Consider the following 20817-nt stretch of genomic DNA (forward strand, 5'->3'; position numbering starts at 1 on the left):
AGCGCACAAAGTCGAGCTTTGCACGCTGTCGTCCAGCTTAGAGATAATAGTATGAGCACCTCCCACCACCAGAAGCAGCGAAACCTTTACCCTAGGTGCCAGTCCCACCAGTAACAAAAGTAGGCATGGCAGACATCATGATATACCTGCCCATTGGAAGCGGGACACTCATCCTAATCAATAACTTAATGATTATATTGAGTGTTTTTCGCCCCGTCACGATTAAGAACTCTGTTTGCTTAACCCACCTATAATTTACAGGTCGCTACATGCGGAAAGCAAAATGAACAGAGCAATCGCCTATCTCAGGTTTTCTTCGCTTCAGCAGGTTCAGGGAGATTCACTCCGTCGCCAGAAAAAGTTAATCGATGAGTGGATGTTTCAGCACCCCGACTACTTTCTCGACCCCGTCACCTATGAAGACATGGGCCTTAGCGCCTGGCGGGGTCAGAATGTACTCAGGGGTGCTTTTTCAGTGTTCATGGATGCTGTTGAGAAAGGCCTGATTAGCAGCGGAAGTGTGCTTCTGATTGAAAGCCTTGACAGACTTTCACGAGAAAAAATTGGCGATGCAAACGAGCGCCTGCGCACGATACTGAAAGCAGGAGTGGAAGTCGTTACACTGAGTGACGGGACACATTACACACGGGAATCGCTTGACGATCCCTATGCCATAATTAAAGCCGTCCTGATTGCGCAGCGAGCAAATGAAGAAAGTGAGATTAAGTCCAGGCGCCTTTGCGCGGTCTGGGCTGATAAGCGAAGGGATGCAGCTGAAACCGGAAAGATTATGACGGCGAAATGTCCATACTGGCTTAAGGTGAATGCAGCTCGCAATGGTTTCGATGTTCTGGAGGAAAGAGCGGATGTTATACGCTCCATTTTTCGCATGCGACTTGAGGGAATGTCTTTTGTAAGAATTAGTCGGGCACTCAATGAGAAGGGAGTCAGAAATCTAAAAGGAAAGGTTTCCGGTTGGAACTCTTCCTCAATAGAACGGCTGATACGGAAAAAAGCGGTTATTGGTTATCTGGTGCCCTCTCACAGGATAACGGTTTCCGGAGTGGATGAGGTTTCCGGCTACTATCCTCCAATTATCAGCGCGGAAGAATTCGAACGTGCACAGCTGATGTATTACGTGCCGGAAAGCCGTAAAGACAGCAACTTCAATCCTTTTCTGATTAATATCTTCCGCGGCCTGATGCGTTGCAAGCATTGCGGGCATGCAATGATCCTGACTGGCATTTCCGTCAAAGGGTATGGCTACTATGGCTCAATGCGCCGTCAGGGGCGCTGTGCGTATCCTGCTCTAAGAAGAGACGTCACTGATCGCTGTTTGATTAACGGGCTGGTTAACGGCGCAGCCGGTATGGATATGCGTCAAAGCCAGGCGGATGCAGACCGTTATAATACTGCCCGCCATCTTGATCTTTCAGCCAGACTTCAGAAAGTGATCACGGCAATTGAATGCGCTCCGGATGTTGCAGAACTCAGCGAACGCGCCCGGGCTCTTTCGGCAGAAATTAGAGCTCTGGAATGGGATATGGCTGAAGTGAGGCAAGAAAGGAATTTACGGGTAGCCAGTAAGCTGAACGTGCTTGACATAGAGGACCGAAAAACATGTCAACTCGTTGCCCGCAGCCTGATACGAGAGCTCCGCATTGATACCGGAACGAAGACCTGTGACGTTTTCCTACTCAACGGCATGAAGATTTATAACTATCCACTGACCCGTGAAGTTGGCTGGTCATCCATTATTGAAGCTATGGCCTTTCTGGAACAGGATGAAGTGATTTTGTAATTCCCTGATGCAGCAGTTATTTATAATGAGTGACTAGTATTGGTCAACTTTGTACTGAGTATTGTCATCCGGACAATCGCTAATCTCCAAAAGCTTTTATGCTAAAAGGGAGCGTTACAAACTTGCGTCGGGTACGTTTCATTCCAGAATGAAGGCTTACCAGTTCCTGCTGGTCCTGGCATAAGATTCGTTAACTCTGAACGTAAAAGCTTGTTGCCCGCGAAGAAAAGATGGCGGGTTTTTTACTGCCATGAACCCGGCCATTTTTTCGCGAGTTCCTGCAGCTCGCGCTCCATTTCGGCGCTCCAGTCGGCATTTCTTTTATCATTACGCGTGTTTTTTCCGTCACTGCTTACGCCGCCCGCAGGCTCGCGGGGTAACTGACGTTTGGTATTGTCGGATGCCATATGTTCTTTCCTCTCTGCAGAGGGATATTTTCGGCTTGATGGATAAATTGTTCAGTGAACATACACATCTTTTCAATCGAGTCTGAACTGCGTAATTGCATCGAACTTGACTACCCATTTGCATTTTACTTGGCGACCGTTTGCAGATTACTTGACCATCGCCAACTAAATCTGCCTAATTAGTTGGCGTAAAGCCTTACATCTGAACGACTGCTTTGTGCCAAAAGCGGAAGTCAGCATTGCAGCGAATCAACCATCGCGTAGGAGGTCTGGTACTTTTTAGAACTGAGTCTGATAACGCTTAATAAAGCTCGTAATAAATAAGGGACGAATGGCTTTTCCGTCCCATAACCATGTCAACGGTTAAATAAGTGTTTTACTATCAAAGTGGTTTAATCTTAGCTCTATTCAAGGCTGCCTGTAATTGCTCACGTTCTTCTTCAGTAACCCTGACCTGTGGTCCACGGAGATAAGGTGTTGGGATCACACCAGCCTGGTAAGCCACTTCTTTATAGCGCGTATGTAAATCAACATACGGATGACCGTAGATCAGATGGTTCAATTCTGCCAACTGCAGATGAATTTCTCGCGCGCGTTCATAATTGCCAGTTTTAATCGACTGCCATAATTCAATCATCTCATGAGGTGCGAAGGTGGCAAGTCCGGTTAGAATACCTTCACCCCCGGTAGTCAGATTATGGAACATGCTGCTGGCAACCGAAGGCAGCGCCACGATCGGCCGACCAATCTTTTGCAAACCGAGATAATCCATATCGTAGCGCACGGCGTCATTTGCCTGCGCCATTTTTACGCCAACAATACTCTTCACTTCTTTAACAAGCGTCATTAACAAGTCGTGTGAGTAGGCTACAGAATCCCCGATTGACAACTGGAACAGGAAAATCGGCAAGTCCACGGCAGCGGCAATCGCTTTGTGGTATTCAACGGCGACGTGAGGGCTGTCTGAGGCCTTCCAGCCAGATACCACTGGCGGGCAAACCAGCAGGGCATCTGCTCCAGCCTTTTTATAGGCTTTTGCCTGCGCAATGGCGCCTTCGGTGGACATATCGAGCACACAAGCAAGAATAGCGTGGTCCGGCCTCGCCAGTTCGCGGTGAAGGGACACTGCCCGCACACGTTCTTCAAGCGTCAGTGTAGGGCCTTCACCCGCATAGGCATTGACTACAAATCCGCGAATTCCGTCAATGGCCTGCAATTTATTTGTGTGTTTGGCCAGAGCTTCCCAGTTGATCGACAAGTCCTGGTTGAATGGCATCAGGTTGGCAACAAGTACACCGTCATTAAATTTCATGTTTTTACCTTATCTAACTGAATGAGATGAAAACCTGATGCCCTGATGCTATGACTAAACGTCTTCGCGGGGATTGCCTGACGACTCCCGGATGATGAACTCCGCCTCACAGCGCGAGTGCACAGACCAGTCGACATCAAGCTGAATCTCCCCTAGTTGGGCCATCAGATATTGCGTAGCCTTACGGCCAATTTCTTCACTTGGAATATGAATAGTGCTGAGGGGTACCGGCAGCTCTTTCATTAATTCAAAGTCATCAAAACCAAATAGTGTGATTTCATCAGGCACCCGGATGCCCATTGATAAAGCTTCTAGCAATGCACCCATTGCAAAAGAACCGTTTCCGCAAATAACCGCTGTTGGTCTGGGCTCCACAGCCATCAATTGCCGGAATAGCTTTCGTCCTTCCGCTACGCTCCAGAATCCTTCAAGATAGTGGGCGGGACGAATTGCCAGTCCCTCTTCTTCCAGAGCAAATTTCACTCCACGCAAGCGAGCGGCGGCTCGGTCGTTATGCTCTGATGTTTGTCCCAGCATGCCGAAGCGCCGGTGCCCTAACTTAATCAGGTAGCGCGTTGCGTCATAAAATGCCCGTTGGTTATCAGAACCAATGCAGTAGGGCTCACTGCCTTCACGCCAGGTAAATGTGCTGACAAACGGAATGTTCCGCTGACGGATCAGCGGATACAACGCCGGGTGGTGCTCATCTCCCACAAGGATGAGGGCATCGACCCCTCGTTCGAGCATCTTCCGTGTCTGGCGAAGCTCACGATCCGGGTCATACTGCGAACATGCCAGTAGCAGCGTGTAATCGAGAAGCTCAAGCTCTTCCTGTATTACCTGCGTAGCCTTTGAAAAGTGCTCGTTATCCAGTGTCGGAAAAACGGCGCCTATAGTTCGCGTTTTGTTGGTTGCAAGCGCACGAGCAGCAGCGTGAGGAACCCATCCAAGTTCATTGATAGCGGCATCAATTTTGTCCCGCATTTTTTGCGAGACTGAAACGGGGTCACGCATCATTCTCGATACGCTTGCTGTAGACACTCCAGCTTTGTGCGCTACATCTTCAAGAGTTACCGTGCCCGAACGCACCACTGTGCGGCTGGCTCTTACATCGGCACTTGCCTTAACACCGGTTTTATCTGTCATCCATACACTTCCTGATCAGGATATTTTCCGGTGTAAAACATAACATTAAACCGCTGACAGCAGCATCCGCTTAGGCACGATTAGAAAGTTTGCCTGACCACTTCATGATGTGCTTGGCCACCGCTACCAGTTCACCATGTTGGTTAATAACCTTCACGTCAGCGATGCTACGTCGTTTTTCTTCATCAATAGTTTCAACGGTGTAGGTAACTGTGACTGTATCCCCTAACAGCACTGGCTTCAGGAATCGAATACCGTCGTAACCGAGAGTGACGGGGAATTCGGTAATGTCGTCACGATGAATAATGTGAGCGATGCTGATTGTTGATGCGGTGGAGATATAACCAATGATCAGAGCGCCATGGGCAATACGAGTACCGATGCTGGAGGTTTCCTGCATGTATTGCTCATTGATGTGCGTATCGCTGAAGTCCCCCGTCAGTCCGGCAAATAAAACTACGTCAGCTTCACCTACGGTTTTAGCAAACTTATAACTCTGTCCAACCTCTACGCCTGTGATCCCCATCTCGTCTTCCTCATAAATGATAAGCGCTTACATTTTAGGATCAAACACAATTCATTCACAACCCCCAACACTGCATTTTTTATAAATCGTTATTATTCATGTGATTACAATTAAATTTCGTTAAATTATCGTTAATTTTATGATCTGAATCACAGTTTGTAAAATAATCACATCACATTTTGACATGCGCTTACATTGTAGCGTAATACTGTTCTAACGAAATTTTTTTAGTCACCAGGTTCAGGAGAAAAGTCTATGCAAGTGATTACTGCAGCTCAGGCAGCCACGCTGATTGAAGATAATGACGCAGTGCTGATAAGCGGATCGGGAGGCGGTCATGCCGTTCCCGAAGCCTTGCTTTCTGCATTAGGCAAGCATTTCGATGACCATCAGGAGCCAAAGAATCTCACGGCAATCAGCATTGTCGGTGTCGGAGACCGTATTTCACTCGGCGCAGATCATCTGGCCAAAGAAGGGTTGACAGCGCGATCGATTACCAGTGCTCTGATTGATTCACCATCACTGATGGAGATGGCCGCTGAAGATAAAATTCATTCGTGGACGTTTCCGCAGGGCGTGTTATCGCAATTGATGCGTGATATGGCGGGAGGGCGTCCGGGACTGTTGACTAAAACCGGTCTTAATACTTTTGTCGATCCCCGGCAACAGGGAGGCAGACAATCGCCATCTACGCCAGAAAAATTTGTCGAGCTTAAAGAGATTGATGGTGAAGAGTGGTTATTTTTCCGCCCTCTTCCGGTAAATGTCGCATTTCTTCGCGGCACGACAGCTGATGAGGATGGAAATGTCACGATGGAAGAGGAGGCCGTGCTTGGCGAGATGCTGGCCATGGCACAGGCTACCCGCCGTGCAGGTGGTACGGTCATCGTTCAGGTTAAACGCATGGCTAAGCGCGGTACCTTACCCGCTAAACAGGTCAAAATTCCTGGTATCCTTGTCGATTTCGTCGTGGTCGTTCCCGATCAGCCGCAAACCTATGCCACGTTTTACAACCCATGCTACTCAGGTGAGCTGAGGGTTCCACTCGATCATATCCCTCCTCTCCCATTCACCCCACGTAAAGTTGTAGTACGTCGTGCAGCAATGGAACTCTATTCTAATGCTGTGTGCAACCTTGGTGCAGGTATATCAACAGGTCTCGCATCTGTAGCTGCAGAAGAAGATTTGCTTGACTCAGTCATCCTGACAAATGAACAGGGCATGATTGGCGGCGCGCCTATTACCGGGCGAGATTCGGGTGGCGGACAGAACGTTATGGCCATGATCGATCAACCTTATCAGTTTGATTTTTATGATGGCGGTGGACTAGACGTAGCATTCCTGTCGTTTGCTGAGGTCGATGCAGAAGGCAATGTCAATATAAGCCGGTTTGGTGATGTGATTGTTGGCGTAGGCGGGTTCATTAATATCAGCCAGAACGCCCGAACCATGGTATTCAACGGCACACTTACCGCCGGGGGCTTGGATGTACAGTGGCCAGATGGAAAAACTGAAATCAGACAAGAAGGTAAGCACAAGAAATTCGTCAACAAGTTAGAACAGGTTTGCTTCAGTGCAAAAATGGCGCGCGAGAGAAAGCAGAGCGTTTTATTTGTCACAGAACGCGCAGTGTTCCGCTTAACAGACAGTGGACTGGAGCTGACTGAGGTCGCGCCTGGTATAGACATCGAACGTGACATCTTCGCACATATGGATTTCCGCCCGGCTGTTGCGAAAAATATTCGTCAAATGGATGCTCGCATTTTCTCTCCATCCAGAATGAATCTAAAAGAAGAAATTGACAGTCGTCCGCAGCTCTTCCGCTCCCCACGCTTACAAGCCTGGGTAGAGAAATTGGAGCGAAACGATGAGTAACGTCATCTCTGGTCGTACCCGAGTGTATTTCATGCTCGGACATCCTGTAGCTCAGGTGAAAACTCCGACATTTTTTAATGACATGCTGGCAGAAGCGAATATTGATAGCGTTGTCGTTGCGCTCAATGTGAAACCTGAGAATCTGAAGGAGACCATCTTCAGCTTAAAAGCTGCTGACAATGTTGCCGGGTTCTTTGTCACTATCCCTCATAAAATCAGCATGATGGAATTTGCTGATGCCCTGCTGCCTGGTAGCTTGCGGACTGGAGCAACAAATGCACTCAGACGTGAGCCTGATGGGAGCTGGTCAGCAGACATGTTTGATGGTGTTGGATTCATGAATGCACTCCATCAGAAATCCATGTCTGTAGCTGGCAAACGGATAAGAATTTACGGCGCTGGTGGTGCCGGAATGGCTATAGCTGTTTCTCTGGCTGACGCAGGCGCGATTGAAATCAACTTTGTTGATCCTGACCACAACAAGGCTAAAGAGATAGCGTCCCAGCTCGGCCAGCACTGTCCAGATACTCGTTTCATTGCTAATGAGCGCCATTGGCAAGATGCAGAGATGATCATTAACGCCTCACCTGTAGGTATGAATGACTCCAGCGCGATGCCGGAAACCCTCGGCATGCTGGCACCGGATGTATTAATTGGTGACGTGATCATTCGCGCTCACGGAACTGCGTTAATCGCACACGCCAAAGCGTGCGGTTGTAAATGGGTAGACGGCGTGGATATGCACAGCGGTCAGATGAAAGCTTTGATGGAATTCTTTAATTAAAAGAGAGCGAGCGGAAAATGAAAATTGTTGTAACAGGAGCTGCGGGCTTCCTTGGTAGTAAACTTATTAAAGCGTTATTAGCTAACAATGATCCGTTAATTTTGAACGGGAAAGAAGAAACGGTCAGTGAAATCATAGCGTTCGATATGATCGAACCTTCTAATTTTAATGATGTCCGCGTAAAGCCAGTTGCTGGTGATATTTCCGCTGCGGCAACACTGGAAACGATACTGGATAGCAATGTCGACGTAGTGATCCATCTCGCTGCTGTAGTTTCAAGCCAGGCTGAAGAAGATTTTGACCTCGGTTTGCGCACAAACCTGCTTGCTTCTTTAAATATACTGGAGAGGCTGCGCCATCTTGGTACCTGTCCCCTGTTTTTGACAACCAGCTCCGTCGCAACTTTTGGTGGAAGCCTTCCAGAATCAGTCTCAGACCAGTGGATCAACCGTCCACAAAGCTCGTATGGTACGCAGAAATCCATCGTTGACCTGCTGGTGAATGACTATAGCCGCCGAGGCTTCATCAACGGTCGAAGTCTCGTCATGCCTACCATTGTGGTAAGACCGGGTAAACCAAATAAAGCAGCCTCCAGCTTTGCAAGCGGCATTATCCGCGAACCACTGAGTGGAATTGAGTCAGTTTGCCCGGTAGAGACCGATACTCCACTGTGGATCATGGCGCCTGAAACAGCCGTTGCAAACCTGATCCACGGCCTTTCACTTAACAGTGATGAGCTAGGCAATAATCGAATCATCAACATGCCTGGATTAACCGTAACCGTTGCTGAAATGCTTGATGCACTGGAAACGATGTCCAATAAGGAAACCGCGTCGCTAGTAACGTTGAAAGCAGACAAAAACATCCAAAAAATCGTGAATTCATGGCCTGGAAACTTTACAACAGAAAAAGGATTACTGTTGGGTTTCAAGGCCGACAAGAATATTCAGGAAATAATCTCATTACATATTAAAAACACCAAAATACAGTAAAACAGAAGTCATAAATACTTACCTGCAGTCCTACTATAATTAAGAGGTTTATATGCAAAAATCAGCAACCTCATCAAAACCATCCCTGCCCTGGTATCGTGATATTACCTGGCCGCAATGGAAAGTTCTTATTGCCGCTTGGGGGGTTTGGGTTTTTGATGCTGTCGACTTTTTGGCCATAACGTTTGTTCTGAACGACATCGCAAAAGAATTTGATATCAGTCTTGAGACCAGCTCGTTACTGTTATTTGTAACCTACGCCGTCCGCTGGATTGGCGGACTGGCATTTGGGAGCTGGAGCGATCGAGTAGGCCGAAAAATCCCTATCCTGATCACTCTTGCCTGGTTCACAGCCGGTGCAGTATTGACTGGCGTATCCTGGAGTTTTGCGTCGCTCCTGGTCTTCAGATTGCTGCTTGGCTTTGGTATGGCCCCTGGATTCTCTCTGAGTGCAACTATGGTCGCTGAATCATGGCCTGAAAAATACCGCGCAATCGGCATCGGCATCCTGGACACCGGCTGGGGAATTGGTGCAATCGGTGCAGCACTGGCCTACAGCTTTGTGTATCCAGAGTTTGGCTGGCGCGGCATGTTTTTCGTAGGACTTGTCCCGGCGATTGTTCTCGGCGCATTCATTATTTTTTGTGTACCCGAATCGGAAGTATGGAAACGGAACCGAGCTGCGCAAGGTCAGGCAAAAACCTCTTTGCGCGATAATCCAGCGATAAAGTTATTCAGAGATCATCCTCGTCGGGTTGGTTATCTAGCGATTTTGATGCTGGTGCTGTGCTTTGGGTCATGGCCATTCCAGGGACTATTTCCTACTTACCTGAAAGGGCTGCATTTCGACCCAGCACATGTGACTATGCTGACCATGTCTTCTGCGCTGGGACAGGTTATAGGCTTCTTTGCATCCGGATTTATAGCAGAACGATTTGGTCGTCGATTAGGCCTTGGACTGATGATCGGCGTCGGCGTCCTGTTCGTTACGCTCCTGGTGAACGTAGTGGCCATTATTCCTTTAGCAATGTTCTGTGCATTCTTTGCTGGTTTCTTCCTTGTCGGTTCATCCGGTATCTGGGGAACCATCCTGACGGAGAGTCTTCCGACAGAAGTGCGTGCCACGGGTGTTGGATTCCTCTATAACGTGGGTGTTGTAGGTGGAGGGATAGCTCCATTTATTGTGCTGAGCACGATTCACAATATCAACATCACCGTTGCACTTGGAATCGCGGCATTTTCAATTGGCGCAGCTATAGTGGCTTTTGTTTTACTTTGGTTTGTTAGAGAGACTAAAGGTCATACGATCAATGGCCCATTAAATGAAAATGATGGGGATACAAAGGCTGAGATAAATTCTTTGTCAGACAATAAAATTTCACTTTAATAACAACCTTAGAGCTGGATTTCCCCAGCTCTTTCAATATGAAAATAATCTAATCTCAGCTCAAATCTTTAAACTTAAAAGAGGATGCTTCAGTTAAAACATAAAGCACACCTACACATCAAAAACTCTGCATCCTTGTGTAATAGCCTCCTGAAATAGACCACGTTTAAACCGGGCACATCATCAGTAAGACATAGTCTTATGTGACCTGCTCCCTATAATTCACACAAAATTACTGTTTGCAATGTCCGCTGATCGCTCATAGCGGACCGTTACCTCGTCCGCTTAGTGGTACAGCAGGCCGCACACTTCGGTGCCAGCAGGTAGCGGGGCAGCTCAGTGTAAGCCGAAGCCATAGTCCGCAGCGCAAGCGCGCGGCCGTAGTCCCGCTGCGAGGGCAGCAGGTCGGGCTGGCCGTATAAGGACGGTCGTGACATAAAAGCGCTGTCTCCTTTGATGAAGCTACGTGAAATCTGGCGGGAATTAACCCCTGCAACTTCCTCAGAGTTCACACAGCGACGCCAGGTCTTAATCTTCCCATTTTCGCCCATCTGACGGGCGCGGGCCACCGCAATAATCCGCGGAGGGATCCCGCGTGATTTTCCGACTTCTGGCTATATACCATAAAGCAGAACAAAACAGCAGGCGGGGGACGGGGAGTGCGGATCCTCAGAGGATCCGTTTGCGCCTGGATAATGGGGTGCTCATGGTGATAGGACACCCTATGTTGTGTTCCGGACCGTCAGTTCCCCCTGACGCCGGGTTTCCGGTAATTGCAGAAAGCGGAAAGGGTACATGCCAGATGATGCGTTGCCGGCCTTAATGGCACTGCGATGAGTGGCTGACTGACAGCGTTGATATTTTTTGCAGAGCACGACTTCATTTTTTTGCACTGAAAAGGTTCTGCGCCTTTTTTCAGCGTAATTACGTCTTGAATACAGATTAACGGATGTTATGTTGATGCAACTTTGATTGAACAATCTAAAATGGCAACTTCATCAAAAGGCACCTGAAACGGCTTAGGTATATCGCTACTACGTTCCATGCAATATCATTTCCCTCAAATGAATTCACACAATGTTATTTATTTCGTGCTTGAACTAAGCCCATTTGAATAACCTATCTTTGATTGCTCCCATCAGTAACTATATTACTTTAAAACTAGATTGTTCCGGTGTTACACTGTATATATATACAATAAGCGGAGCGCAATTGAGTTACGATCAAACCGGCCCAGCCGAAGATATCCATGCCCTGATCGGGCATGTCGTGAGACAGCTCCTGCCTGCAGGGGAGCCCTTCAGCCTGCACGATATTATTGCCGCTCTGCATGCCCTCAGCCTTGAATCCGCCTGCGAATCCACTCGCGCAAAATGCCGTGAGGCGTTGAGTGTGTTGATCCGCATGCAGCACTAGATTATTTTCACGTATTCAGATTCATCCTTAAGCGCAGATGCATGTCTGTGCCAGGATAAGTGTATGTTCTGAATAACGATGCAGGAAACGACGATGAAATTTTATGTGCCGTTGACGCTGGCTCTGGCTGCAATTTGCTCTGTGTTTGCAGCTCAGGGGGGATTTGATTCAGATGCTGCGCAAGCGCATCACGTCAGCACGCAGACCGGAGAGCCGGTGAGCAAGGGGTAGTGCAGGGATCTGGAATTAGCCCCTGCATCACTGATGCGTCGCAGGGGCAGTCAATCAGCCTTCGTCATCCGGCGTGCGGCCTACGACAATTTCAAGGCAGTTACGTAACACGTCAAGCTGTTCAGCGTCCGTAGTGGATTCCAGCTCGGCAATGAGATACATAATGATCGCCTTGTTCGTCACCTTACCTCTGTCAGCCAGTACCGCTTTAACGATAATGCCGATGACTTCCTTCTCCTGCGCGTATAAATCGCCAGTGCTTTGCAGGTAGGACTGTAGATCTGATTCACTCGTGTTCTGCTGCATGATGTTTCCTTAATAGGCTTTGCGGAGTGCTGCTGTTGAGCGCGCAAGCCTGTGTCCGTAATCCGGGGTCAGTGTCTTGTCTGGTCATCATCACTACGTTCATTTCTCATGAAGCTGACCACGTTGTCCCTGTCTCCGCCCCTGAGGGCGTCGTCTGAATTCATTTCAGACCTTACTTCCCTGATAGCGAGCTTTGTGGCGCGTCTGCGCAATTCATCCTTTTCACCTTCCAGCATAGCCTGAAGTTTCGTAAGGAGCGCACGACGCGAAATTCTGGCTTTATCGCTCAGCAATTCAATTACGGCCTCGCCGATGAGAATATCGCAGAGCTTTTCATCATCGATTTTATTCATATAACTCTCGGCCCGGTTACGGGCTCACATAGCTGACGTTCACTCCCGGCCAAAGAGCAGGGCTATCAGCTGATGATAGTGGTGCTCTTCTTCTGAAGTTGAGGCCAGCTCAAGGCGTGAAAGCAGCTTAGTGCAGATCGCCTTGCGATTAAGGTTACGCCCGGAGCGCAGGATTTCGACCACAATACTGCCGAGGGTTTCCTGCTGAGAAGGCTGAGTGGCACGATTAAAATAAGCGGCGATATCGCTCGCCGACCCAGGCGTTGGAACGTTCTGCTGCACAAATACCTCCATTGTTCATAATTTAATCAGGCTGTTAGAAGGTAAAGTTATACAAACTCACTCAAATTGTACAGTTATTTAACTTTCAGAATAGGATGAGTTTACGGTTAAATGTAACCGCATGATAAGAAACAAAAATTATCTGGAAGATAATTCTGTCGCTGCCCAGCTTAAGTCAATAATCTGTACAGTTCAGGATGACGGGCATTTTCTTTACCACTCAGCTTAATGCAGGACGCAGCCCTATTTCCAGCATGGTGAAACCAGTTCTGACGCCGCCGGCAGCGGAGTCAGATGCGGGAACTAATCGTAATGTCTGAAATTCAGCGTTGCTGTCGGGAGCTGCTGGTTTCTTACCCCTCCTGGACCAGCCTGATAACGCTGGCTATATTTTTTTCGTCACAATAAGACAACAGTCAGTGAATGACACCTGCAGCAGATGCTTCAGGGTCGTACAACAAAATAAATGCGATAACACGCCATAAATTAATTTGATTTCAGGGGTAATACGTCATGAATGAAACTGACATCAACCGGAGCGTCAGGGAAATCTGTAAGCTGGCGGCGGCCCATCAGTCAGGTGCCTGCCTGAAAGACGTCAAAAGAAAGGTGAACCTTATCGTTAACGAGGTCGGAAGCTCTGCTGGACGTGACTGGCAGCAGAAAAAAAACGCATGGACCGCGCTGCTCGACGCACTGAATAACTACGCCTCTACCACGCTCGACTACCGGTGGATTGAGGTGATAAGGCATGCGCGTCAGCGTGCCAAAATCCGAACGTATATGCCGCCGAAAGTTGCCAGGGCAATGCGGAAAAGTTCGGCCGGGCCCGGTATTGGATAACGATCACAGCAAGCACCAATCCAGAGACAGTCTTCAAGCTGTTTCGGGCAGTTCTGCAGCGATTCCAGGCTAACCGTCAGTGCGGGTATATTCGTAGCCGTTGCAAAAACGGGCGATAGCGCAGCGACATATCAGTCTCTTCTGCCTGCCGATTAACTGGCGTTCTGCGTTTGATGAACCGTGCAGGTATGCAGACATTCAGCGACCAAAAAGCATCCCGAGCAGGGACCGCAAATGTCCGGCCTCCTCTTCGTCATCGGTGGCGTCCAGACGACCTATAAGTTTCAGGCACACCGAGGTGCGCGTCAGACGACGATCCTGCCGCAATATCTCAACGGTGATCCTGCCCAGCATTTCAATCTGATATGGGTGCGTTACGCGGCTGAAATAGCCGTTCATCCCGGCGTCGTGCCTGGGGGGAGTTTCGTCCTGTCGCATTGAAGACCTGGGATTAAAGTAGGGTGAGGGCCAGCGCAAAGTAAACCAAGTGCATCCGGGAGTACAGCAATGATTCATCTGAGCCACCAATTCCCGATGAAACCGGAGTGAACTGCGTTGCGAAACGGCATGCCTGCAGAAACAACTCACGCGGGTGAATGTTACACGCCGTCTCGCCAGCAAAGCTTGCCGTATCGGACCATAAATTCAACTGTTCCTTTTCGCGATTATACTCTCATGGAGCATTTAGCTCCGCAGTACCTGCAGCATCAGATCCTGCAGGAGGCTTGTGATTCGACGCACGAACAGCAGCGGCTGCATAGACCATACGTTAAGGAGAATAGGATGACTGAATCAAAGCGGGGAGGAAGCGGAAATTTTGCCGCAGACCCCATCCGGGCTTCCGAAGCGGGCAGGAAGGGCGGGAAAGTCAGCGGTGGTAATTTCAGAAATGACCGGCAGCGGGCCGTTGAGGCGGGCCGAAAGGGAGGGCTGGTTAGTCGCCGAAGTTCTGGCAAGGAGGAGTAAACTTCACATCTGAATCAGGCGGCGTTACCCAAGCTGGCATGCCGCCTGCACCTCTCAGATGACGGCCAGTTTACTGTAAATTTTCAACGCGGGATGTTGCCGGCATCGTTTGATTTGCGGTTATCTTTCACTGGCCAGAGTAAGCACTGACGTGCAGGCGTAACGATGTACCTCTGACGTATAACCCATTTATCTCTGAATCACACATGGCTGATAATTAGCGCCAGCAGCACTTTTTGCAAAAAATAAAAACCTGTACAAAAGCAAAATCACTGTACAAGTTTAAGCGGGGTGTCTAAATTTATACCCGAAACGCATCCAATGAATAAGTAAAGTGAGAGACTTATCATGCGCCAGAATGCTTCGAAGTTTCCCGACACGGCAAGCGACATCGCACACTATTTCAGCAAGGCTTCAGCACCGACACAGCAGGAGACGCTGGGTCAGATTGTTGTCGAAATCCTTCGCGCGGGTATAAATCTTAACCGTAAGGCGATATGCTCCCGACTTTTAAAACGTCTGGAAGTGGCGGCAAGCCTGGAAGAACAGCGTCATTATCACGCGCTTATCAGCCTGCTGTTTGATCGCTGAAGCTATCAAGTAACGTCAGCCGGCAACGCTTCCCAGTCATCGTTGATTATTACTTTAACGCAGACTTATGCAGACTTCCAAACCCCTGACCCTGGCTGACGCCGTACTTGGTGAGGCCGCAGTGGCGCTCATCAGCCGTAACAATGTGATCAGCGCAGAAGCGCTGGTTAACCAGCTCAGTGCAGCAGTCTCTGACGAGCGGGACCCTGCACGCATTGCGGCTATGCAGCAAGTTATTACGGAACTGGATGCCCGCTGTACAGATAATTGGAATACCGCTGACGCCGGGAGTTTTCAGACGCATAGCAGCCAGTCCTCAGACAGTGATAACGACAATAATCCCTAGTTTCTGAATGCTCTAGGTAGCCCGCGGAATGCCTTGACCGCGTTTAACGCCCCATCACACGCAAGTCCCGGGTTCATTGGTAGATTTAACGCAAGATCGAGCGAATTCTGCGAAGAACTGCGGCTCGCCAGAGACCCCCATCCTGCTATCGTGTTTCCGCCCCGTTCCCGTTCGTTATATCTCATTTTTAGGAGAATTGTGCTGAGCGTCGCCAAAACGTCTGAAAGACGTTTTACCGGTCAGGGCCATTACGCAGGCTGGATTTACTGGCTCCCGGAACGCTGATGAGTGGCAGGCGCTTCATGCCTCAGTGCATCTGCTTAACCAGCATCCGGATAGCATGCTCACAGACCCGACGCATGTCACCACTGGCGGACGATTCACCGAGTTGGTGAAGAGCGGTTGTGATTTCACTGAGTGTCAGGTGCTGATCGGGCCGGAGCAGGCGTGCGACGACAATTCCTATAACGGCGTAAAGTTCATCAAGGGTGACGTCATCGTTCACTTGACCTCCGCTCTGTGTACTCAGCGTGGCAGTTTGTTGTCTGGGGTATACCGGGGAGACCGTCTGTAGAGGTGAGATAAAAATTCAGTGCATTTTACTCCGTTCAGTTGCTGCGCCGGCATCCCTGACACCCTGCGTGTTCAGCATCATTTCCTTCCTGACTTCATCAATGGCGCGCAGGCCTGCACGGATCCGGTGCTCATCCGTTTCGGCATCGAGCGCGGAATGAAGCTTTTCCAGTAAGGCGGACCAGCTGACTGCCGCACTGGCGTCCAGAAGCGCGGTTATGGCTTCACCAATGATGATTTCCGTCATTTTTTCATCAAAGTCATTTTTCATTTTATCTGTCCGCATGCATATTCTGTGCGGAATAATATCATAATGTCTGGATCTGAGGGATACCGGCGCCCATGCATAAATTTTCCGCCGAATGAAAAAAGCCCCGCTTACGCGGGGAGTGGAAATACCAGCTTGCATCGGGAATAGAAATCATCTTAATCATAGCCGCCAGCATCAGGTTTGCCGCAACGGATGAAAAAAATTTCACGCGACTCTGCTCACTATGCTTTCCGAATCAGACACCTTTAAATAACGGATTGCTAAGCCTCAGTGATATCCAGACGGTATAACGAGATATCATGGCGTTCGCGATAGCGCGCTGGCCAGATCATTGCAGCGTTACCGTCTTCAACGTATTGAACGCCCAGAGGCTCCACGATAGCCCAGGGCTCTGCAAGCGCCTGACGATACCGCAGGATCTCCTGCGCCATCAGCGCAATTTCAGATGCTGATGCTTCCTGTTTATCCGCGATACTCCGAAGCTGATCTTCGCTTAGCATGCTCTACTCCTTACGGGCACGTGGCCAGCGTCATAATGGCGCGTGAATCCGCCATTCAGTCCTCCGGCTGTAATATTTTTGTCTTTTTTCTGCGGGCAATTTGCAAATTTGTCGCCTGATACTAATCTGGACGGACCAGAGAAAAATAACATCCAGGATTGAAAAACTGATATGCAACTTTGTGAATTTATCCAGAAGCTGGAAAGCTGGCCTGACATGGATTTTACAGCAATTGAGAACGTTAAGCGGCAGGATGACAATGAAATTTATGCCATCGACAGCACCAGCCAGACCCTGAGTCGTTTACTGATTTTCCGCACGCCGGATGCACTGCAGGCCGCAGAAATGACCGCAGCCTTCAACGCCTGGCTGGAAAAAGCTAATCGCGGAAAACGTAAGCGCCGGAATGATAAAAGCGTCAGCAGTGTGTTCGCCTACATTAAAACCACCCCGGCCTCTCAGCCCTCGCAGCCTGCCTGACAGGCTGTACATTTCCCTCCGGCAGCGCTGTTCTGTCGGAGGGAGCTCCGGTCAGGTTAATTGCACCGGTAAGCTTTCATTCACATGGCAGGATGATTAACCCGCTTCGCGCGTTTCAGGCCAGGCAACCCGTGCGGCATCCGGCGTAAACAGGCTTCCCTGAAAATCAATTACGCCAGCGGCTTCCAGCCACATCCATTCTTCAGGACGCTCAATACCGGCTGCTATCAGATTGATTTCAAGTGCTGAGCAACAGCGGATAACAGCCTGAACCACAGCCTGCTTGGGGCCGCTCTGATGGATGTTACGCACAATTCCGGCATCAATCCTTACCCGATCCGGCTGCACATGCGCCAGCAGCGATAATCCGGCAGCGCCATCCCCGAAGTTATCAATCGACAGGCTGATGCCGACCTGTTTGAGCTGCTTCACCGCCTGGGAAAACGCGTCGAGTTGTGAAATCACTTCCGTTTCGCTCACCCCGAGGATCACCTGCTGAGGATAGAGGCCCGCTTCGCGAATGCTGGCGGTGACCCGGGCGATTGCGTCCGGAACGATAACCAGCGTCATCGGCAAAATGCTGATGTAAAGCGTCATACCGTCCGGGGCGTTTTGGCCGGCGCTGAGCAGGGCACGCCTGACGGCATTCAGGTTCCGCTCATGACGCGTATCACTGCAGGTATCTTCATCACGGCTGTCGGGAATCGCTTCAATCGCGGTGACTTTGCGCCCCAGAGGGTCAACAACGGGGCGAAACTGGATGTCACCGGCAGAGGAGAGCAATCCTGCATCGTCCGGGATAAAATCCCAGTATTCAGGCGGCAGAACTTCGAAGTAATTCTCCTTTTCGCGCGCTTCGACAAACGTCCGCAGAAACTGGAGCCCCCGATCGTTGTAGGTCAGCCTGAATAATGAGGTGCCGCGATCGAGCACCGCCTGCAGCACGGTGGACTGGTTATGCTCACGCAGATCGAAAAGCTCCATACCTGCGTTGCCAAAGCGGCGGGCAGGAGAATAATCACGCATGAGTTCAACTACGTTGTGGTGCCGGCTGTCCTGGCAGATGCGCGCGTAAATCTCAAGTACGCCTTCCTCCGGGCCTTCCAGGATCTGGAAAAAATGTGTGCCGTTGAAAAGCAGTATGCCTGTAACGTTGTGGCGCGTATTCAGGCTGCTGGCTTTTTCTACCATGGCCGGCAGAACTTTTACGGGGATGTCGTCACAAAGGTGACTGCGGTAAATTATTGTTGTCAGCATTATACGGTCCGTACTGTTCAGATTGTCCTCCGTTACCATAGCAGCGGGAATTAAATTAATAAACCTGCGCCTGCCATGATAATTCTGAATCGTCTTCATTGCGCTTCGGTTATTTACTGATGCCCGCATGAGGTGGATATATTTCATTAAATAGACTAGCATTAATTAAAACCACGCATTATGAATTCCGATGAAATATAAGATGAAAAGTAGAAAAGAAAATAAACAAATATCAACTTCAATCCTTTGCGTCTCACACAGTTTAATGGAGATGAGAAAAATCATAACCACACACCTAATCAGTATATTAACTGAGCATGTTACCTGTAAAACCCATAGAAAATGAAGCAGCAATCAAAAATCCAGATAAGCATAAGGTGAACATAAAATAAATGAAAATAAAAACCATGAATTCAGTAAGTTGAGGTTAAGATTTTAATCTGCGTTTCAGGAAAATGATAAATTCAGATTAACGCCCGTAATTAGAGTTTAAATTGGCACGGAGTAATGTTCTACAATTAAAGCGTGTTCAATATGATTCAATGACGGAGGTACTGAAGTGAATATTAGCGAGGACATGACCGTGACTACAATTCTTGGAGAAGCAGCTGTCAATCTCGCCTCACACAATAAAGAGATTTCTGTTGATACACTTCTTAATGAACTTAACACCATGCTTTCCGGAGACAATACGTCTGCACGTATTAAAGTCATCCATCAGGCTTTAGACTGGCTCAATGATTTCCGCCCGCTCAGCATCAGAGAAGCATCCGATGCGACCTGGATGCTTCATAACAAGGGTGCTGGCAAGAGCACCTTCCCGCCAGACGGCACCATCAGATTGCCCTCTCTGATAGCGAAGAATAATGTATGTCTGAACATTGTTTAGGGTTAGCACAAATTGCCTGCGGCTACGTCAGATTCTCCATCTGGCGTAGCTAACCTTAATTAAGACGTTATTCAAATATGATATTATTGATTGTCAGGATTAAATCACTCCAGGAACAGCCGGAATCAAACATCTAGTGATATGGGCTGTATTATCTTATTCTGTCTGTACAGTACGTCTTTGTGATGTAATTCAATAAAAGCCTTCATTCACTGGCGAACAGGTTGACGTTAAGTAACTGTCTACTACACTTTTTAATGAATCATGACTAACGGAGGAAATCATGAACGAAGACCGTATTAGTGGAAACTGGAAACAGTTTAAAGGTAAAGTCCAGGAAAAATGGGGCCAGCTGACAGATGATGATATGGATGTGGTCGAAGGTAAACGAGAGCAACTCGTTGGCCGGATTCAGGAGCGTTATGGTTACGGTAAAGACCAGGCTGAAAAAGAATTAAAAGAGTGGGAAGATCACAATAAATACAACTGGTAACAAGGTACCCGTTACTGTTGCTCTCCCCTCATTTGAGTAATTGATTCTACCCTGTAACATTTCAGGCCCCTCTGGGGCCTTTTTTATTAATCAATATTGTATATTAGTGAATGCAAATTCCGGATGCGCGAAATGCATTAATTCCGACACATTAAATATTGTAATATAAAGCATCCATTATAAATTGAGTGAATGTTTTTTCGACGTATTACCCGGAAATGATGGGTGAAATATTTTTTATGTAATGATCTTGCGGCGCCTGATTCCTTCAGCATAAGTTTTGCAATTAAGGCGGCCGGGTGAACTACTCATTTTGCCTGTAATCCACTGAGGATACTGCTCGCTGAACACCATGTAATTTATCCAGCAGGGCAGGGTGGTACGACTGCATGGCGCCTGAACGTATTGAACGCTGAGTTTCTGCAGCAGCAATTTACCAGTTGAAAAATGCCCAGCGTTCTTCTTCACCAGGGGTAACGTGCACGACCAGTTTTAATGCGCTAATCAACGCATCAACCTGAACTGGATCAAACGTGCTTTCAATCTCCGCAATGAGGAATAAGATGATAGCGCTATTGGTAACAGTCCTGCCCTCGCTGGCCAGTTGATCTGCAGCAGAGTAAACAAGAGCCGCCTCAGCCGAATGCGTGGCACCTGTATCCAGGAGATGATAAGTAACGTCTGTTTCGCCGGATGTTATCTGTGACATTTGATGAATTACCTCTCCTTTTTTATTGGTGATTTCTGCGTAATGAATTACAACGGGGCCGGTTTCTCACTTCAGGCGCGT

At 48.6% G+C, this 20817-nt stretch carries 27 protein-coding genes; 13 read left to right on the forward strand and 14 right to left on the reverse strand.

The window, feature by feature from the left end; all coding sequences use genetic code 11:
• Positions 1–283: 283 nt before the first annotated feature.
• A complete protein-coding gene (locus ACPUC7_RS05975) occupies positions 284–1801 on the forward strand; it encodes a recombinase family protein (protein ID WP_494922133.1) in 1518 nt (505 codons plus the stop codon).
• Between the two features lie 242 nt (positions 1802–2043).
• Here the strand turns inward: ACPUC7_RS05975 and ACPUC7_RS05980 are convergent, their stop codons facing one another.
• The 4 genes from ACPUC7_RS05980 to ACPUC7_RS05995 form a co-directional block, all read right to left on the reverse strand.
• Positions 2044–2208: a hypothetical protein gene (locus tag ACPUC7_RS05980; RefSeq protein ID WP_494922134.1), complete on the reverse strand. Its 165-nt coding sequence runs from the start codon at positions 2206–2208 to the stop codon at positions 2044–2046.
• 382 nt (positions 2209–2590) lie between these two features.
• Positions 2591–3520, reverse strand: a complete 930-nt coding sequence (locus ACPUC7_RS05985; protein ID WP_494922135.1) for a dihydrodipicolinate synthase family protein — start codon at positions 3518–3520, stop codon at positions 2591–2593.
• Between the two features lie 54 nt (positions 3521–3574).
• Positions 3575–4666: a LacI family DNA-binding transcriptional regulator gene (locus ACPUC7_RS05990; protein WP_494922136.1), complete on the reverse strand. Its 1092-nt coding sequence runs from the start codon at positions 4664–4666 to the stop codon at positions 3575–3577.
• A 70-nt stretch (positions 4667–4736) separates the two neighbouring features.
• Positions 4737–5192 carry a MaoC/PaaZ C-terminal domain-containing protein gene (locus ACPUC7_RS05995; RefSeq protein WP_494922137.1) on the reverse strand — a complete coding sequence of 152 codons (456 nt, stop codon included), beginning with the start codon at positions 5190–5192 and terminating at the stop codon, positions 4737–4739.
• Between the two features lie 255 nt (positions 5193–5447).
• Between ACPUC7_RS05995 and ACPUC7_RS06000 the strand changes: the two genes are divergently transcribed.
• From ACPUC7_RS06000 to ACPUC7_RS06020, 5 genes are all read left to right on the forward strand, one after another.
• Positions 5448–7067, forward strand: a complete 1620-nt coding sequence (locus ACPUC7_RS06000) for an acyl CoA:acetate/3-ketoacid CoA transferase (RefSeq protein ID WP_494922138.1) — start codon at positions 5448–5450, stop codon at positions 7065–7067.
• On the forward strand, positions 7060–7851 hold the full coding sequence (locus ACPUC7_RS06005; protein WP_494922139.1) for a shikimate dehydrogenase family protein: 792 nt from the start codon (positions 7060–7062) through the stop codon (positions 7849–7851). The genes ACPUC7_RS06000 and ACPUC7_RS06005 overlap by 8 nt, the downstream gene beginning before the upstream one ends.
• 17 nt (positions 7852–7868) lie before the next feature.
• Entirely contained in the window at positions 7869–8843 is a 975-nt protein-coding gene (gene denD / locus ACPUC7_RS06010) for a D-erythronate dehydrogenase (RefSeq protein ID WP_494922140.1), read from the forward strand.
• Between the two features lie 52 nt (positions 8844–8895).
• The gene (locus ACPUC7_RS06015; protein ID WP_494922141.1) at positions 8896–10230 is read left to right on the forward strand and encodes an MFS transporter; all 1335 of its coding nucleotides are present in this window, start codon (positions 8896–8898) and stop codon (positions 10228–10230) included.
• Positions 10231–11442: 1212 nt separating this feature from the next.
• The gene (locus ACPUC7_RS06020; protein ID WP_494922142.1) at positions 11443–11646 is read left to right on the forward strand and encodes a hypothetical protein; all 204 of its coding nucleotides are present in this window, start codon (positions 11443–11445) and stop codon (positions 11644–11646) included.
• A gap of 285 nt (positions 11647–11931) precedes the next feature.
• On the opposite strand, the gene ACPUC7_RS06025 is transcribed toward ACPUC7_RS06020, so the two are convergent.
• The 3 genes from ACPUC7_RS06025 to ycgZ (ACPUC7_RS06035) all read right to left on the reverse strand — a co-directional run bounded on the left by ACPUC7_RS06025 (position 11932) and on the right by ycgZ (ACPUC7_RS06035) (position 12830).
• The gene (locus ACPUC7_RS06025) at positions 11932–12183 is read right to left on the reverse strand and encodes a biofilm/acid-resistance regulator YmgB/AriR (protein WP_494922143.1); all 252 of its coding nucleotides are present in this window, start codon (positions 12181–12183) and stop codon (positions 11932–11934) included.
• A gap of 68 nt (positions 12184–12251) precedes the next feature.
• Complete coding sequence (locus tag ACPUC7_RS06030; RefSeq protein ID WP_494922144.1) at positions 12252–12536, reverse strand: biofilm development regulator YmgB/AriR family protein; 285 nt, start codon at positions 12534–12536, stop codon at positions 12252–12254.
• A 39-nt stretch (positions 12537–12575) separates the two neighbouring features.
• Positions 12576–12830 (reverse strand): regulatory protein YcgZ, encoded by a 255-nt coding sequence (ycgZ, locus tag ACPUC7_RS06035; protein WP_494922145.1) that lies wholly within the window; start codon positions 12828–12830, stop codon positions 12576–12578.
• Between the two features lie 501 nt (positions 12831–13331).
• Between ycgZ (ACPUC7_RS06035) and ACPUC7_RS06040 the strand changes: the two genes are divergently transcribed.
• Positions 13332–13661: a hypothetical protein gene (locus ACPUC7_RS06040; RefSeq protein ID WP_494922146.1), complete on the forward strand. Its 330-nt coding sequence runs from the start codon at positions 13332–13334 to the stop codon at positions 13659–13661.
• A gap of 198 nt (positions 13662–13859) precedes the next feature.
• On the opposite strand, the gene ACPUC7_RS06045 is transcribed toward ACPUC7_RS06040, so the two are convergent.
• Entirely contained in the window at positions 13860–14060 is a 201-nt protein-coding gene (locus ACPUC7_RS06045; protein ID WP_494922147.1) for a biofilm development regulator YmgB/AriR family protein, read from the reverse strand.
• Positions 14061–14444: 384 nt separating this feature from the next.
• On the opposite strand from ACPUC7_RS06045, the gene ACPUC7_RS06050 reads away from it, so the two are divergent.
• From ACPUC7_RS06050 to ACPUC7_RS06060, 3 genes are all read left to right on the forward strand, one after another.
• Entirely contained in the window at positions 14445–14627 is a 183-nt protein-coding gene (locus ACPUC7_RS06050; protein ID WP_494922148.1) for a con-10 family general stress protein, read from the forward strand.
• A 348-nt stretch (positions 14628–14975) separates the two neighbouring features.
• On the forward strand, positions 14976–15218 hold the full coding sequence (gene ycgZ, locus ACPUC7_RS06055) for a regulatory protein YcgZ (RefSeq protein ID WP_494922149.1): 243 nt from the start codon (positions 14976–14978) through the stop codon (positions 15216–15218).
• Positions 15219–15285: 67 nt separating this feature from the next.
• A complete protein-coding gene (locus ACPUC7_RS06060) occupies positions 15286–15564 on the forward strand; it encodes a hypothetical protein (protein ID WP_494922150.1) in 279 nt (92 codons plus the stop codon).
• Positions 15565–15871: 307 nt separating this feature from the next.
• Here ACPUC7_RS06060 and ACPUC7_RS06065 read toward each other — a convergent pair whose 3' ends face one another.
• The 4 genes from ACPUC7_RS06065 to ACPUC7_RS06080 all read right to left on the reverse strand — a co-directional run bounded on the left by ACPUC7_RS06065 (position 15872) and on the right by ACPUC7_RS06080 (position 16908).
• The gene (locus tag ACPUC7_RS06065) at positions 15872–16069 is read right to left on the reverse strand and encodes a hypothetical protein (RefSeq protein ID WP_494922151.1); all 198 of its coding nucleotides are present in this window, start codon (positions 16067–16069) and stop codon (positions 15872–15874) included.
• A gap of 84 nt (positions 16070–16153) precedes the next feature.
• Positions 16154–16408 (reverse strand): hypothetical protein, encoded by a 255-nt coding sequence (locus ACPUC7_RS06070; protein ID WP_494922152.1) that lies wholly within the window; start codon positions 16406–16408, stop codon positions 16154–16156.
• A gap of 37 nt (positions 16409–16445) precedes the next feature.
• Complete coding sequence (locus tag ACPUC7_RS06075) at positions 16446–16616, reverse strand: hypothetical protein (protein WP_494922153.1); 171 nt, start codon at positions 16614–16616, stop codon at positions 16446–16448.
• A gap of 52 nt (positions 16617–16668) precedes the next feature.
• Positions 16669–16908 carry a hypothetical protein gene (locus ACPUC7_RS06080; protein WP_494922154.1) on the reverse strand — a complete coding sequence of 80 codons (240 nt, stop codon included), beginning with the start codon at positions 16906–16908 and terminating at the stop codon, positions 16669–16671.
• A gap of 171 nt (positions 16909–17079) precedes the next feature.
• On the opposite strand from ACPUC7_RS06080, the gene ACPUC7_RS06085 reads away from it, so the two are divergent.
• Positions 17080–17388, forward strand: coding sequence for a hypothetical protein (locus ACPUC7_RS06085; RefSeq protein WP_494922155.1), 309 nt, complete (start codon positions 17080–17082; stop codon positions 17386–17388).
• A gap of 96 nt (positions 17389–17484) precedes the next feature.
• On the opposite strand, the gene ACPUC7_RS06090 is transcribed toward ACPUC7_RS06085, so the two are convergent.
• Entirely contained in the window at positions 17485–18645 is a 1161-nt protein-coding gene (locus ACPUC7_RS06090) for a diguanylate phosphodiesterase (protein ID WP_494922383.1), read from the reverse strand.
• A gap of 583 nt (positions 18646–19228) precedes the next feature.
• On the opposite strand from ACPUC7_RS06090, the gene ACPUC7_RS06095 reads away from it, so the two are divergent.
• Together ACPUC7_RS06095 and ACPUC7_RS06100 are read left to right on the forward strand one after the other, a co-directional pair.
• Positions 19229–19534: a hypothetical protein gene (locus ACPUC7_RS06095; protein WP_494922156.1), complete on the forward strand. Its 306-nt coding sequence runs from the start codon at positions 19229–19231 to the stop codon at positions 19532–19534.
• Between the two features lie 283 nt (positions 19535–19817).
• Positions 19818–20027: a CsbD family protein gene (locus ACPUC7_RS06100; protein WP_494922157.1), complete on the forward strand. Its 210-nt coding sequence runs from the start codon at positions 19818–19820 to the stop codon at positions 20025–20027.
• A 433-nt stretch (positions 20028–20460) separates the two neighbouring features.
• On the opposite strand, the gene ACPUC7_RS06105 is transcribed toward ACPUC7_RS06100, so the two are convergent.
• Positions 20461–20736 carry a biofilm development regulator YmgB/AriR family protein gene (locus ACPUC7_RS06105; protein WP_494922158.1) on the reverse strand — a complete coding sequence of 92 codons (276 nt, stop codon included), beginning with the start codon at positions 20734–20736 and terminating at the stop codon, positions 20461–20463.
• Between the last annotated feature and the right edge of the window lie 81 nt (positions 20737–20817).

It is taken from the genome of Pantoea sp. CFCC18179 (assembly GCF_059412405.1).

Excerpts from the sequence above, each read along its gene's own strand:
- ACPUC7_RS06080 (WP_494922154.1), bottom strand. The coding sequence starts at position 16,908 with ATGCTAAGCGAAGATCAGCTTCGGAGTATCGCGGATAAACAGGAAGCA.
- ACPUC7_RS05985 (WP_494922135.1), bottom strand. The coding sequence starts at position 3,520 with ATGAAATTTAATGACGGTGTACTTGTTGCCAACCTGATGCCATTCAAC.
- ACPUC7_RS06000 (WP_494922138.1), top strand. The coding sequence starts at position 5,448 with ATGCAAGTGATTACTGCAGCTCAGGCAGCCACGCTGATTGAAGATAAT.
- ycgZ (WP_494922145.1), bottom strand. The coding sequence starts at position 12,830 with ATGGAGGTATTTGTGCAGCAGAACGTTCCAACGCCTGGGTCGGCGAGC.
- ACPUC7_RS05995 (WP_494922137.1), bottom strand. The coding sequence starts at position 5,192 with ATGGGGATCACAGGCGTAGAGGTTGGACAGAGTTATAAGTTTGCTAAA.
- ACPUC7_RS06040 (WP_494922146.1), top strand. The coding sequence starts at position 13,332 with ATGAATGAAACTGACATCAACCGGAGCGTCAGGGAAATCTGTAAGCTG.
- ACPUC7_RS06105 (WP_494922158.1), bottom strand. The coding sequence starts at position 20,736 with ATGTCACAGATAACATCCGGCGAAACAGACGTTACTTATCATCTCCTG.
- ACPUC7_RS06045 (WP_494922147.1), bottom strand. The coding sequence starts at position 14,060 with ATGAACGGCTATTTCAGCCGCGTAACGCACCCATATCAGATTGAAATG.
- denD (WP_494922140.1), top strand. The coding sequence starts at position 7,869 with ATGAAAATTGTTGTAACAGGAGCTGCGGGCTTCCTTGGTAGTAAACTT.
- ACPUC7_RS06085 (WP_494922155.1), top strand. The coding sequence starts at position 17,080 with ATGCAACTTTGTGAATTTATCCAGAAGCTGGAAAGCTGGCCTGACATG.
- ACPUC7_RS06100 (WP_494922157.1), top strand. The coding sequence starts at position 19,818 with ATGAACGAAGACCGTATTAGTGGAAACTGGAAACAGTTTAAAGGTAAA.
- ACPUC7_RS05990 (WP_494922136.1), bottom strand. The coding sequence starts at position 4,666 with ATGACAGATAAAACCGGTGTTAAGGCAAGTGCCGATGTAAGAGCCAGC.
- ACPUC7_RS06005 (WP_494922139.1), top strand. The coding sequence starts at position 7,060 with ATGAGTAACGTCATCTCTGGTCGTACCCGAGTGTATTTCATGCTCGGA.
- ACPUC7_RS06030 (WP_494922144.1), bottom strand. The coding sequence starts at position 12,536 with ATGAATAAAATCGATGATGAAAAGCTCTGCGATATTCTCATCGGCGAG.
- ACPUC7_RS06070 (WP_494922152.1), bottom strand. The coding sequence starts at position 16,408 with ATGAAAAATGACTTTGATGAAAAAATGACGGAAATCATCATTGGTGAA.
- ACPUC7_RS05980 (WP_494922134.1), bottom strand. The coding sequence starts at position 2,208 with ATGGCATCCGACAATACCAAACGTCAGTTACCCCGCGAGCCTGCGGGC.
- ACPUC7_RS06060 (WP_494922150.1), top strand. The coding sequence starts at position 15,286 with ATGCAGACTTCCAAACCCCTGACCCTGGCTGACGCCGTACTTGGTGAG.
- ACPUC7_RS06015 (WP_494922141.1), top strand. The coding sequence starts at position 8,896 with ATGCAAAAATCAGCAACCTCATCAAAACCATCCCTGCCCTGGTATCGT.
- ACPUC7_RS06090 (WP_494922383.1), bottom strand. The coding sequence starts at position 18,645 with ATGCTGACAACAATAATTTACCGCAGTCACCTTTGTGACGACATCCCC.
- ACPUC7_RS06025 (WP_494922143.1), bottom strand. The coding sequence starts at position 12,183 with ATGCAGCAGAACACGAGTGAATCAGATCTACAGTCCTACCTGCAAAGC.
- ACPUC7_RS06050 (WP_494922148.1), top strand. The coding sequence starts at position 14,445 with ATGACTGAATCAAAGCGGGGAGGAAGCGGAAATTTTGCCGCAGACCCC.
- ACPUC7_RS05975 (WP_494922133.1), top strand. The coding sequence starts at position 284 with ATGAACAGAGCAATCGCCTATCTCAGGTTTTCTTCGCTTCAGCAGGTT.
- ycgZ (WP_494922149.1), top strand. The coding sequence starts at position 14,976 with ATGCGCCAGAATGCTTCGAAGTTTCCCGACACGGCAAGCGACATCGCA.